The organism is Pseudomonas sp. RA_15y_Pfl2_54, assembly GCF_963971015.1.
Taxonomy (GTDB): Bacteria; Pseudomonadota; Gammaproteobacteria; order Pseudomonadales; family Pseudomonadaceae; genus Aquipseudomonas; species Aquipseudomonas baetica_A.
Genome location: NZ_CAXAPN010000004.1, coordinates 55,474 through 68,582, shown reverse-complemented (window position 1 = coordinate 68,582; position 13,109 = coordinate 55,474). Strand labels below are relative to the sequence as shown.

12 protein-coding genes are annotated in these 13,109 nt (G+C 60.6%); 9 read left to right on the top strand and 3 right to left on the bottom strand.

Annotation, left to right across the window (positions count from 1 at the left end; genetic code table 11):
* Positions 1–467 precede the first annotated feature (467 nt).
* A complete protein-coding gene (gene gcbA / locus AACY50_RS04190) occupies positions 468–2,138 on the bottom strand; it encodes a diguanylate cyclase GcbA (RefSeq protein WP_339431849.1) in 1,671 nt (556 codons plus the stop codon).
* Positions 2,139–2,574: 436 nt separating this feature from the next.
* On the opposite strand from gcbA, the gene AACY50_RS04185 reads away from it, so the two are divergent.
* From AACY50_RS04185 to AACY50_RS04155, 7 genes are all read left to right on the top strand, one after another.
* Positions 2,575–3,642, top strand: coding sequence for a DUF2333 family protein (locus AACY50_RS04185; RefSeq protein ID WP_339431850.1), 1,068 nt, complete (start codon positions 2,575–2,577; stop codon positions 3,640–3,642).
* A gap of 3 nt (positions 3,643–3,645) precedes the next feature.
* A complete protein-coding gene (locus AACY50_RS04180; RefSeq protein ID WP_339431851.1) occupies positions 3,646–4,203 on the top strand; it encodes an NUDIX hydrolase in 558 nt (185 codons plus the stop codon).
* Between the two features lie 187 nt (positions 4,204–4,390).
* Entirely contained in the window at positions 4,391–4,762 is a 372-nt protein-coding gene (locus tag AACY50_RS04175; protein WP_007914613.1) for a translation initiation factor Sui1, read from the top strand.
* Positions 4,763–4,980: 218 nt separating this feature from the next.
* Positions 4,981–6,894, top strand: a complete 1,914-nt coding sequence (speA, locus tag AACY50_RS04170) for an arginine decarboxylase (protein ID WP_339431852.1) — start codon at positions 4,981–4,983, stop codon at positions 6,892–6,894.
* A 233-nt stretch (positions 6,895–7,127) separates the two neighbouring features.
* Positions 7,128–8,477: a type VI secretion system Vgr family protein gene (locus AACY50_RS04165; RefSeq protein WP_339538197.1), complete on the top strand. Its 1,350-nt coding sequence runs from the start codon at positions 7,128–7,130 to the stop codon at positions 8,475–8,477.
* The gene (locus AACY50_RS04160) at positions 8,474–9,268 is read left to right on the top strand and encodes a DUF4123 domain-containing protein (RefSeq protein WP_339538194.1); all 795 of its coding nucleotides are present in this window, start codon (positions 8,474–8,476) and stop codon (positions 9,266–9,268) included. The genes AACY50_RS04165 and AACY50_RS04160 overlap by 4 nt, the downstream gene beginning before the upstream one ends.
* 17 nt (positions 9,269–9,285) lie before the next feature.
* Positions 9,286–10,161 (top strand): alpha/beta hydrolase, encoded by an 876-nt coding sequence (locus AACY50_RS04155; protein WP_339538193.1) that lies wholly within the window; start codon positions 9,286–9,288, stop codon positions 10,159–10,161.
* Here the strand turns inward: AACY50_RS04155 and AACY50_RS04150 are convergent.
* Positions 10,155–11,504 carry an MATE family efflux transporter gene (locus AACY50_RS04150; protein ID WP_339431856.1) on the bottom strand — a complete coding sequence of 450 codons (1,350 nt, stop codon included), beginning with the start codon at positions 11,502–11,504 and terminating at the stop codon, positions 10,155–10,157. The two genes, AACY50_RS04155 and AACY50_RS04150, sit on opposite strands and share 7 nt — an antisense overlap.
* A 100-nt stretch (positions 11,505–11,604) precedes the next feature.
* Positions 11,605–11,898, bottom strand: coding sequence for a hypothetical protein (locus AACY50_RS04145; protein WP_339431857.1), 294 nt, complete (start codon positions 11,896–11,898; stop codon positions 11,605–11,607).
* Between the two features lie 148 nt (positions 11,899–12,046).
* On the opposite strand from AACY50_RS04145, the gene AACY50_RS04140 reads away from it, so the two are divergent.
* Positions 12,047–12,349 carry a MazG-like family protein gene (locus AACY50_RS04140; protein WP_221732792.1) on the top strand — a complete coding sequence of 101 codons (303 nt, stop codon included), beginning with the start codon at positions 12,047–12,049 and terminating at the stop codon, positions 12,347–12,349.
* Positions 12,349–13,098: a methyltransferase gene (locus tag AACY50_RS04135; protein ID WP_339431858.1), complete on the top strand. Its 750-nt coding sequence runs from the start codon at positions 12,349–12,351 to the stop codon at positions 13,096–13,098. Before AACY50_RS04140 ends, AACY50_RS04135 begins: the two co-directional genes overlap by 1 nt.
* The last annotated feature ends 11 nt before the right edge of the window (positions 13,099–13,109 follow it).

The window sequence follows — 13,109 nt, the reverse complement described above, 5'->3', positions numbered from 1 at the left end:
GAGCTGAGTTGCTCGAGGTTGGCGCTCAGTTCGCGTTCGGCCTGTAGCAGGAGTGCCTGCGGATCACCGGCCAGTTTGCCGGCAGCGAGCAGATCGGTTTTGCTGAATTCTTCGAGGCTCGACAGGCTCGGGTGCAGCGTGTCGGCCAGTGCCTTAGGCCAGTCGCCGAGTTCTTTTTGCAAGCCTTCGATGGCCTGGCTGGCGCTGCTCAGGCGCAGTGCATCGCCACTGGCAAGGTAGTCCTCGACGTTGCGCGCCACCTCGTTCTGAAATTGCTGCGACAGTCCCAGATAACGCTCCATCAGCAAATACGGACGTTCCAGGGCTTTTTGCGACCACCACAGGGTGGCGCCGAGTGCCACGCACACGGCGACCAGCAGCAGAGTATTGAGATTGGTGAGCAACTTCAGGCGCATGACGGCTACCAACGGCAGAAATGGTAAGCGCCTGAATTTATTGCGGTTCTATTACAAGGTTATGACCGAATCGGTTGATTCCGATGAAAAGATGGCACTTTGCTTTGAGTCCCGCGCGGCCTGCACCCGATTACGTCCCGCACCCTTGGCGCGGTACAGCGCTTCGTCGGCTTGGCTGGCCATCATCAGGCTGTCGGAATCGTCATGCATTTCCACCACGCCCGCGCTGAAGGTGCACCACAAGTCTTGCGGTTGCGCGGGGTAGTGGATTTCGGCAAAGCGTTGACGAATCTCGTCGAGCACTTTGTGCGCGGCTTCGATATCGGTGTCAGGCATGACGATGGCGAATTCTTCGCCGCCGTACCGGCCGATGAAATCGGTTTTGCGCAGACGTTGCTTGAGAAACAGTGCGAGGCTTTTGATCACGCGGTCGCCCATTGGGTGGCCGTGGCTGTCATTGACCCGTTTGAAGTGGTCGATGTCGAGCATCGCAAAGCTCAGCGGCTTGTTCTCGCGGCGGGCGCGGAATGAGCAGTCTTCGAGCAACTGCAGAATGTGCGTGTGGTTGTACAAACCGGTCAGGCTGTCGCGCACCATCCGCGCCTTGAGGTTGCGCGCTCGGGCGGCGCGGTTGCGCACGGTGGTGATCAGGTGGCGTGGCTTGATCGGTTTGGTCAGGAAGTCGTCGCCGCCCTCGCTCATGGCGTCGAGCTGTTTATCCAGATCGTCTTCGGCCGACAGGTAAATGATCGGCACACTGACGTAGCGGTCGTTGTGGCGGATCACCTTGGCCAACTCAGTGCCTGTGCAGGCCGGCATGTACATGTCGAGGATGATCAGGTCTGGCTGGAAATCCGCCAGTTCGGCCATGGCCTGAATTGGTTCGATCAGCGTGCGGGTGACGATCCCGGCGCTGTTGAGCAGGCGTTCGGTGTGCAAGGCCTGGGCGCGGGAATCATCGATGATCAGCACTTTATAAGGTTCGTACTGAGCGACGCAGGTGAGGACTTCGATCTTCTCCAGCAGGCTCGACGCTTCGAGGGTGCCGGTGAGAAATTCCTGACCGCCGGCTCGCACGGCGGCGAGACGGGTCGGGGTGTCGGTTTCGTGCAGGCTGAAGAACAGCAACGGTAGCGGCTCGTCCAGGCCCACTTGCGCTTCGGCGGCGAGCTTCAGACCCACGCCAGCGCCGCTGAAATCCACGTCCATGACGATCGCGGCCGGCAAACGCTCGACCATCGAGGAGCGAAACGCTGGCACGCTATCAAGCGCCTGAGCGCTCAGGCCGAAAAATTCCAGTTGTTTGGCCAGCCGCTCTGCGCGGTCGTGGTCCTGCAGCATGACGTAGATCGGTTTGCGCAGCGGCGGCAGAAAGGTCTGGTCGAGTTGGTCGCCATGGCGCAGGCCGGTGCGCGACAGGCGCTGCATCAGGCGATTGAGTTCAGTGATCAATCCGCTGCTCAGTCGGCCACGATTGGCATCCACCGCTTCCAGCGATTGACCGATGTGGCGCGCAAGCTGGGTGTGTTCGGGCTGTTCGAAGCGCTCGGCAAAACGCAGCAGGCGCAAGTTGGCCTCGCTCAGTTCGGCGAGGTCGACGGTGGACCACTCACTGCGTTGCAGGCGCTGCCATATCTCAAGAATCTGACGTGCCTGATGAATTACCCGCTGGGCAAAGTGGTGCTTGAGACGCTCACGGCTGGGGTCTTCTGGCTCGGTCATATCCTGACTACTAGTTAGGCTGCATGCTGAGATCGACTGGTGGCTCTATGCTAGCACCTCTTTTCCCTTAGACGAGTGTCATGAGTCAATAATCTGCAGTGCGTCACTATTCAGTTCCTGACCCGTTGGTTTTGTTTTTGACCTGTTCATCGGCGAAGTCCCGTTGAATCGGCAATTTGCTGTGTGATCTGCTTAACTCTGAGTGATTTTCAGGTGCCCATCTCATCAGTGCAGTGAATGCGCTGTGCGAGGGTTTTCACTGCCCTGAGACGCTATGGATGTGGGGAGTCGGTATCAGGGAAACCCTTAGTTCAAATGTTGCTTCATTCGCTCGAACGAATTACTGCTTATCTTTAATGGCGGGTGCCGGCCCAAGGCACGTTGTTGTATGGTTGTGGTCGAACCGTTGAACCCAAGTGATTGAAAGGATATCGCCATGCTGGACTGGAAAAACCGCGCGGGCAGCGCGCCTGAACGTGCTGCCGAGCCGAAGTCGGCAACCCGCAGCTATGCCGGCGGGGTGTTGTTCAGCCGTGCGCTGGCCACGCTGGTCGGCATCTATCTATTGGTGACCATCGGCCTTGGCTGGTACTGGAGCCAGGAGCCGGCGCTGTTTGCGGTGGCACAAAACGCGCAGGTGGCTGCCGAGAAAGAAGGCAAGCAAATGGTGATCGGCTACACCACCGTCGAAACCCTCAAGACCGTTGCCAGCACCTTGCTCGACAAACCGGGCGGTTACATTTCCAATGACCGCTTCCCGCCAGGCCTGTGGATGGACAACACGCCGAGCTGGGAATATGGCGTACTGGTGCAAGTGCGCGACTTGACCCGTGCCCTGCGCAAAGACTTCGCCCGTTCGCAATCGCAGTCGGCGGAAGATGCCGATCTGGCCAAGGCCGAACCGCGTTTCAACTTCGACAACAAGAGCTGGATCCTGCCGTCCAGTGAGTCGGAGTATCAGGAAGGCATCAACTCCTTGAGCCGTTATCAGGCACGCTTGTCTGATCCGACCCAGAAAAACGCGCTGTTCTACGCCCGTGCCGATAACCTGAACAACTGGCTGGGCGATGTCGGCACCCGCTTGGGTTCGCTGTCGCAACGGCTTTCGGCAAGCGTTGGCCGGGTCAAACTCAACACCGCGCTGAAAACCGAAGCGCCGGCCGTTGGCCAAGTGCCGCAGGTCGACGAAGAAGTTGTCGAAACCCCGTGGATGCAGATCGACAATGTTTTCTACGAAGCTCGCGGTCAGGCCTGGGCGCTGTCGCACTTGCTGCGCGCCATCGAAGTCGACTTCGCCGACGTGCTGGCGAAGAAGAACGCCACCGTCAGCGTGCGTCAGATCATCCGCGAACTGGAAGCCTCGCAGGAGCCTGTCTGGAGCCCGATGATCCTCAACGGCAGTGGCTTCGGCGTGTTGGCCAACCACTCGCTGGTCATGGCCAACTATATTTCCCGGGCTAATGCCGCCGTCATCGATTTGCGTCAACTGCTCAATCAGGGCTGATTCATGACTCAGAGCGCCAAAGAGGCGGCGCATCGCGCTGCCTCGGATGCCGAACACATTGCCTGGGTTGACGAGCAGGACAACCTGCTCGGTGCCTTGGTACGTGCCGATTTGCGCGATAGAGGGCTGATCGGTCGCGGCACTTACATCATGCTGTTCAATTCTGCCGGCGACCTTTGCGTACACCGGCGCACGTTGAGCAAGGCCATTTATCCCGGTTACTGGGACGTGGCGGCCGGCGGCATGGTTCAGGCGAATGAGACTTACGCCGAGTCGGCGGCCCGTGAGCTGGAAGAGGAACTGGGTGTGAGCGGCGTTGAACTTACCGCTCACGACCATTTCTACTTCGAAGACACCGGCAACCGTCTGTGGTGTTCGGCGTTTTCCGCGGTGTGGGATGGTCCGCTGATCCTGCAGCCCGAGGAAGTGCTGGAAGCGCGCTTCATTCCCGTCGAACAAGTGATGCGCGAAATCGAGCAAAAGCCTTATTGCCCGGACTCTTTGGCTGCGCTCAAGCGCTATCTGAAGGCTCAGCAAAGCGACGTCGCAAAGAACACATAAATTGGCGCTGATTGGCTCTTAGCAATCGGCGTTTTTGCCGTTACACTGCGCGACCTTTTCAAGCTGTACCGGACTGCTTTCAGTGAAGCGTCGGTGCAGTAGCGCTGCCCCTGCCTGAGTGGGGCTTCGCGGTCGATAACCTTGCCCAAGGTTGCGATCAGTCTTTGTCCTCCCAAGAGGATTGCCGGTGGCCAAAAAAGCCGCATCCTTCGCCGCCCTAGGTGGCCTGGTATTTTCCACCGACGCAGGTCGTCATTGCCCGGAATGCAGTAAACCGGTGGACGCCTGTATCTGCAAACAAACCGTGATCCCGGCCGGTGACGGCATTGCCCGCGTGCGTCGCGAGAGCAAGGGCCGTGGCGGCAAGACGGTGACCACCATCACCGGCGTGCCGCTGGCTGAAGACGCGCTCAAAGAGTTGGCGACAACGTTGAAGAAACGTTGCGGCACCGGTGGGGCGTTGAAAGACGGGATCATCGAAATCCAGGGCGATCATGTCGAGCTACTCTTGGCTGAGCTGATCAAGCACGGTTTCAAAGCGAAGAAGTCCGGCGGCTAGCAGCCTCTGTGAAACCCACCTGCGGCTTGATCCGGTTCTGAACAGTTTCAGCATCGGCGTCGTCTCCATGGTTTCACAGAGCCTGTTCATGACCGGTTTCTAAACTCCACGCTGTCAGCGCGGTCTACCGCCGCGCTGACGAACCGTCATTTTCATTCTTTAGACTGCGCCGGCCTGAGATCAGGCGACGCACTATGACTTCTTTATAGGGGACTTCGATGTCCGTAAGACGCACACGCAAAGACGATGGCAGCCAATGGACAGTTGCGGACAGCCGCAGTGTTTACGGGATTCGCCATTGGGGGGCCGGGTATTTCGCGATCAATGACGCCGGTCGCGTCGAAGTTCGTCCGAACGGCCCGAACAGTTCGCCTATCGACTTGTTCGAGCAAGTCGACCAACTGCGCCAAAGCGGTTTGTCCTTGCCGTTGCTGGTTCGCTTCCCCGACATCCTGCAAGACCGTGTCCGTCAACTGACCGGTGCTTTCGATGCGAACATCGAGCGCCTGGAGTACCAGAGCAAGTACACCGCGCTGTACCCGATCAAGGTGAACCAGCAAGAAGCGGTGATCGAGAACATCATCGCCACTCAGGACGTCTCCATCGGTCTGGAAGCCGGCTCCAAGCCTGAGCTGCTGGCCGTGCTGGCACTGGCGCCGAAGGGCGGCACCATCGTCTGCAACGGTTACAAGGACCGCGAGTTCATTCGTCTGGCGCTGATGGGCCAGAAGCTCGGTCACAACGTGTTCATCGTCATCGAAAAAGAGTCCGAAGTCGCGCTGGTGATCGACGAAGCCGCCTCGCTCAAGGTCAAGCCACAGGTCGGCCTGCGCGTGCGTCTGTCGTCGCTGGCGTCGTCCAAGTGGGCGGACACCGGTGGTGAGAAGTCCAAGTTCGGTCTGTCGGCGGCGCAACTGCTGTCGGTTGTCGAGCGCTTCCGCGCGGCCGGCCTGGATCAAGGCATTCGCCTGCTGCACTTTCACATGGGTTCGCAGATTGCCAACCTGGCTGACTATCAGCACGGCTTCAAGGAAGCGATCCGTTACTACGGCGAGCTGCGCAATCTTGGTCTGCCGGTCGATCACATCGACGTTGGCGGCGGTCTGGGCGTCGACTACGACGGCACGCACTCGCGCAACGCCAGTTCGATCAACTACGACATGGACGATTACGCCGGTGTCGTGGTCGGGATGCTCAAGGAGTTCTGCGACGCGCAGAGCCTGCCGCACCCGCACATCTTCTCCGAAAGCGGCCGTTCGCTGACCGCGCACCACGCGATGCTGGTGGTGCAGGTAACCGACGTCGAGAAACACAACGACGACGTGCCGAAGATCGAGAACAAGGAATCGCTGCCGGAAACCGTGCAGTGGCTGGTTGACCTGCTGGGTCCGACCGACATTGAAATGGTCACCGAAACCTACTGGCGCGCCACGCACTACATGAGCGACGTGGCAGCTCAGTACGCCGACGGCAAACTGACCCTGGCCGAGAAAGCCCTGGCCGAGCAGTGCTACTTCGCCGTGTGCCGTCGCCTGCACAACTCGCTGAAAGCCCGTCAGCGTTCGCACCGTCAGGTACTCGACGAGCTCAACGACAAGCTGGCCGACAAGTACATCTGCAACTTCTCGGTGTTCCAGAGCCTGCCGGACACCTGGGCCATTGATCAGGTACTGCCGATCATCCCGCTGCACCGCCTCGACGAAGAGCCGCTGCGTCGTGCCGTGCTGCAGGATCTGACCTGCGACTCCGATGGCAAGATCAACCAGTACGTCGACGAGCAGAGCATCGAGACCAGCCTGCCCGTGCACGGCCTGAACGAAGGTGAAGACTACTTGCTGGGTGTGTTCCTGGTCGGCGCCTATCAGGAAATCCTCGGCGACATGCACAACCTGTTCGGTGACACCGACTCGGTGAACATCTACCAGAACGCCGATGGCAGCGTGTACCACGCCGGCATCGAAACCCACGACACCATCGAAGACATGCTGCGTTACGTGCACTTGTCGCCGGAAGAACTGATGACTCACTACCGCGACAAATGCGCCAGTGCCCGCATCAGTGCCAGCGAACGTACGCAATTTCTCGATGCCTTGCGTCTGGGCCTGACCCGCTCCTCCTACCTGTCCTCCTGAGGCCAGGTTGCAATCTCGCCGGGTTGTCTGAAATTTTCCCAAACGCTGCGGAAAAATCGGATGGCTCGGTGGGATACATCCCAAAATCTTCGCGAAATGCTTGGCTATCCAGGCCGGCAAAGTCATCCGGTCTGCTTTTCGCGTAGGTCATTTCCTAAGTTGTACTTCGGCACTCTACTCGGCACGGGGTCTCGGCGAGAATCCCCGACCGCCCCTCCTGTAGAGATCCGCCCATGTTCGATCCAGTCAACGAGTCGTCGTTTCGTCTCGATGTAGCGGGCCTGTCCGCCCCTTTCGAAGTCCTGGCCTTTACCGGTAGCGAAGCCCTCAGCGAGCCTTTTGCGTTCGAGATCGATGTGTTGATCGACGATCCGCAGCTGGATCTCGCCGGCCTGCTTTACCGTTCGGCGTTCCTGTGTTTCGGACCGTCGGGGGAGGGCTTGCACGGGCAGTTGCAGAGTCTTGTCCAGCATGAGCACGGGCACGGTTCGCGGCTGAGCCGGATCCGTCTGGGGCCGAAACTCGGTTGCCTTGACCTGCGTATCAGTCAGCGGATATTCAGTGGCCGAACGGTGCCGCAGATCATCGATCAGGTACTCAGGGAACACGGGATTGTCGGCGCTCAGCGACGCTTCGCGTTGCGCGGCGACTACCCGGCCCGCACGTTCTGCACGCAATACCGTGAGTCCGATCTGCAACTGCTCCAGCGCTTGTGCGCGCAGGCACGGATTCACTATTTCTTTGAACACGCGCACGACCGGCATTGCCTGGTGTTCGGCGATGATCCGGCACAGTTGCCATTGGCTGACGTCGCGCAGTATCAAGGCGAGCACGCCGATCCTTTTTCTTCTCCCGCGGTACACCGTTGGCAATTGCTGGAATCGTTTCAGGGCGAGGGCGCGTGGCAGGCGCCAAATGCTGAAGGACGCAGTGATTTGGCGGCGTTGCGCAGCGGTCAATGGCTGCGCCTGGCCGATCATCCGTTCGCCGAGTGCAATCGCCATTGGTTGTTGACGCGGATTGAACATAGCGCGGATCCGGCCCTTGATCTGCCCTATGCCAACCGACTGTTCGGCGCGCTGCAGTTGCCGCCGTCTGCGGCGGCCGCAATGCCGTCGAGACCACGCATGCACAGCCTGCAGCGGGCCTGGGTGGTGACGGTCGATGAGCCGCAGCCTGACTGCAGGCGGCCGGTGGCGGTGCAGTTCGATTGGCTCTATCAGGGCGAAGGTGCGGCGCCGAGTCATTGTTGGCTGCCGCTCGCACCGGCCTTGGCCGATGCGCCGTTGGCGGCGCTGAGCGATGGCGTGGAAGTGGTGGTGAGTTTCTTTGAGGGCGATCCAGATCAACCGGTGATCAGCGGCGTTCTCCTGCCGTCGGTCATGGAGGCGCAGATCAGCGATGAGCCGCCGGTGCCTGTGCCGGACCGGCTGGTGAGTGAAGGCTTGCAGCAACTGCTGACGTCGGGCGAACCATTATTGCTGCTGTGCCTGATTCCGGGAGGTGGCAGTTTCAGCCACTGCGCAGAGTCGGTCTGCAGTTGTCGGCTGGTCGCGGCGCTTGAACAGAGCGGCGCAACATGAGTGGCGCGGCGCATGAGCCGACGGCGCAATGGCTGTTGCTCGACGGCGCGGATGCCGCGCGGGCATTGACGGTATTGCATCAGGGCTTCCCCGGAGTGCGGCGCTTCAGGCTGTTTGACGGTACCGAGTTTCAACCGGTCAGTGAGCACGGTCCGGTGCTGGTCGACTTGCACGATTGCCCGGCATTGGCGTCGTTGTGTCACAGCGACCCGGATACCTGGCGCGGTCTGCTGCTGGGCAGCGAGGCAACGGCGCAGGAGCTGCTCAGCCACTTGCAGCGCATGCTCACGGTCTCGTTCGGCTTGAGCCATCGGGCCTTGCTCAGCTATTACAACCGCCAGACCGCGAGCTATTTTTTCGACGCCTGCGACGCTGGCGAATTGAGTCGCTGGCTCGGGCCGATCCGCCTGTTGCGTTGGTTCGGTGGCACCTGGGCCGACTACGCGATTGGCAGTCAGGGTTGGCAGCAGTTGCGTAACCCCGGGCTGGCCGTCGAGCCACTGAACATCGAAGAAAACCTCACCCGTCGTCAGCGCGAGCGCCTGCAAACCTGCCTGCTGGAGCAGCACATCTGGCGCTGGTGCCAATCGTTGGGAACCGATTACGCGGCAATGGCCTCCCATGTCCAGCAAGGCCTGGAGCTGGGGTTCAGCGACCGCACCGTGCTCGATGGCTGGTTGTGGCTACGCTTGCTGCATCCGCGTGCCGTGCTGGTGCCTCCCCCGGTGGGGCTGACCCAGCAGGAGCGGCTTGACCATGTACGTCGCCAGTGGCACGGCGATCAATTTTGAGATGAGGTTCTGCGCGTATGGCAGGTTTTTTCCGGCAAGGGTTCGGCGCAATGCTGGGGGGCGTGTTGCTGTTGGCACTGAGCAGTTGTTCACCGGTCAAACTGCTCAATGCGCTGACCCCGGACACCACGTTCGACAAAACCAGGGGCATTGCTTATGGTGACGATCCCCGGCAGAAGCTCGATGTGTATGTGCCGCATCATGCGTTGCCGGATGCGCCGGTGGTGGTGTTTTTCTACGGTGGCAGTTGGAACAGTGGCGAGCGTGAAGACTACACGTTTGTCGGTGAGGCGCTGGCATCGCGGGGGATAGTCGCGGTGGTGGCGGATTATCGCTTGTATCCGCAGGTGCGTTACCCGCAGTTCTTGCGGGATGGCGCCCGGGCGGTTGCCTGGACCAAAACGCACATCCGCGAGTTTTCCGGCAATCCGCAGCGCTTGTATCTGATGGGCCACAGCTCCGGTGGCTACAACGCGGCGATGCTGGCGCTGGACAAGGACTGGCTCGCGGCGGTGGGCATGTCGCCCGGTGACATCAGCGGCTGGATCGGTCTGGCCGGGCCTTATGATTTTCTGCCGATCAAGAATCCAGACGTGCGCCCGGTGTTTTTCTGGCCGGACTCACCGCCGCAATCGCAGCCTATCAATCACGTCAGTCGCCACGCTCCACCGGCTCTGCTGATCGCCGCGAACAAAGATGATCTGGTCAACCCGACACGCAACACCGGCGGCCTTGCGCGCAAACTGCGCGAGGTCGGGGTGCCGGTGCAGGATTTGTATTACTCGCGGCCCAATCACATAACACTGGTGGCGACGCTGTCACGGCCACTGCGTCGACTGGCGCCGGTGCTTGATCAAGTGGTCGGGTTCATCGAACACACGCCGACTCAGTGAGTCGCGCCGCTGAACCAACCGTCGTTGCGCTTGAGCCAGAGGGCTTGCGCGCCGAGGGTGAGACTGCGCAGCACCATGAACAACAGAAACGTTATCCACAGACCGTGATTGCCCAAACCTTGCAGCGCCCACGCGAACGGCACCAGCAGTAGCACTGTCAGCAGCATGCCGTTGCGCATTTCGCGCGCACGGGTGGCACCGATGAACAGACCGTCGAGCAGGTAACTCCAGACCGCAATCAACGGCAGCACGGCGAGGTAGGGCAGATAAATGAACGCCGTGTCGCGCACGCTCTGGATGTTGGTCTGCATTTCGATAAACACATGCCCCGCCAGCAAAAACAGCGTGGCGAATCCGAGGCTGGCGATCAGCGACCAACCGCCGGCCACCACCAGAGAACGGCGCAACGCGAGGCGATCACGGGCACCGATGGCGTGTCCACACAACGCCTCGACCGCGTGGGCCAGACCGTCCAGCGCGTGAGCAGTCAGCAGCAGGCCGTTGAGCAGCAATGCGTTGGCCGCGACAGTGGCATCGCCGAGACGAGCGCCTTGCACGGTGATCATGAAAAACACTGATTGCAGCGCCAGGCTGCGGATGAAAATGTCGCGATTGACCGCCAGTAGCGGGCGCCAGCTCTGCCACACCTTGAGGGCGGCCCAGACAATATGCCCCGGATAGGCGCGCAATGCTTTGCGGGTCAGCATTAGCCCCAGAAGGGCACCGCTCCATTCGGCGATCACGGAAGCCCGAGCCGAGCCGACCACGCCCCAGTCCAGCCCCATGACGAACCACAGGTTTAGCACGATGTTGATCAGGTTGGTGGTCAGCAGTATCGCCAGCGGCGCCCGGGCGTTCTGCGTGCCGAGGAACCAGCCGACCAGCGCGTAACTGGCCAGCGCGGCGGGCAAGCCGAACAGCCGGGTGTGGAAAAAGTCGCGGGTCAGTTGATCAAGTTCCGCCGACGGTTGCATGAAGTGCAACGCCACGCCGCTTAACGGTACGCCCAAAGTGCCGAGCACCAGCGACAGTCCCAGCGCCAGCAGCAGACCTTGCAACAGAATTTGCCGCAACGCCGCGCCATCACTGCGCCCGGCCGCTTGCGCGGCGAAGCCTGTGGTGCCCATGCGCAGAAAACCCATGGCCCAGGCGAGAAAGGTATACAGGCTGGCCCCGACCGCCACCGCGCCCAATTGATGGGCGTGAGGCAGGTGGCCGATGACAGTGCTGTCGACCAGCGCCACCAGTGGTACGGAAATATTGGAAAGGATCATCGGCGCAGCAAGCGCCCAGACCTTGCGGTGAGTCGGGCGGTCACGCCAGTCGGCAATCAGGTTGGACATGCGGGCTCCTTGGGGGAGCGGGGATTGTAGCGATTGATGCGGGTTGCAAGGCGATCAATTGTGGGGGCGAGCCTGCTCGCTCCCACAGGGTTTTGCGGTGTCAGTGGATGATCCAGCTCAGCAGCCATAACCCCAGCAGCAACCAGATGATCCCGGCAATGATCGATGCATTCATGAATGCGCGGATCGCGGACCACAGCAGCATCAAGCCGACGATCAGCGCGATGATGCTGATGATCGACGTATCCATGCCCAAGGTCCTGGCCAAACCGTCGACAAAGTTGCCGCCGGCATTGCTCAACAGGTTGAACAGCCCGCTGAGGCCATCAACGATAAAGCGGATGACCGAGCCGAGTGCCTGGCCGAGCCATTCGAAAAAGCTTTCTACCTGCATGTGTGCATCCTGATGAAAGAGCTGAGCCTTGGGCCACAACGTGGGTGGCCGAGTTCCCTGCAACTATAGAGGGTTTGCCTCAATCCTGTGACAGCCCCTTGCCTTCAACCGGCATCCCCCCGAAGCTATACGCCTTCAGGAGAGCCCGATGAACCTTGTTGAACTGACCGAACGCCTGCACGCCATTCGCGACCGCAATGACTGGCGGCAATTTCACAGCCCGAAAAACCTCGCCATGGCCGCCAGCGTCGAGATGTCCGAACTGGTGGAAATCTTCCAGTGGCTGAGCGAAGACCAGTCGCGTCAGTTGCCGGCGGACAAACTGGCCCACGCCGGGCAGGAAGTCGGCGATATCGTCCTGTATCTGTTACTGCTGTGCAGCGAGTTGGGGTTGGACATGAATGACGTGGTGCGCAGCAAGCTCGCCGACAGCGAACGGCGGTTCAGCTGATGAGCGACCGGCATTTCGATCAGTTGGCGACCCGTTTCGCCGAAAAAATCTACGGCGGTGCCAAAGGCGCGATTCGCCTCGCAGTGTTGCAGGCGGACCTTGCCGAAGCGCTGCCGGATCGACCGTTGCGCGTATTGGACATCGGTGGCGGGTTGGGCCACATGTCGCTGTGGCTGGCCGAGCGCGGGCATGATGTGACCTTTACCGAGCCGGCCGAGCCGATGCTTGAAGGTGCGCGCCAGCGGTTTGCCGATGCCGGGCAAACCGCGACGTTCATTCAGGCGCCGTGGCAGGAACTGCTCGGGCAACTCACCGAACCCTACGATCTGGTGATCTGCCACGCGGTGCTGGAATGGCTGGCCGAACCCCACGCGATCCTGCCGGTGTTGCATCAACTGACCACGCCCGGCGGCTGGCTGTCCCTGGCGTTCTACAACCGTGATGCGCTGATCTACCGCAACCTGCTCAAAGGCCATTTCAAGAAGATGCGCAAGAACGTCATGGCCGGCGAAAAACAAAGCCTGACCCCGCAGATGCCCCTCGACCCACGGGAACTGGCGACGCAACTCGCAGGCCTGTGGCAGGTCGAAACCCAAAGCGGGGTGAGGGTGTTCCACGATTACATGCCGGTCGAATTCCAGGCCCGCGCCGAACTTGTGGATTTGCTCGAGATGGAACTCGCTCACCGTCGTCACCCAAGCTTCGCCGGGCTTGGGCGTTACTTGCACTGGATCTGCCGGCCGATCTGATCGGAGTCTGA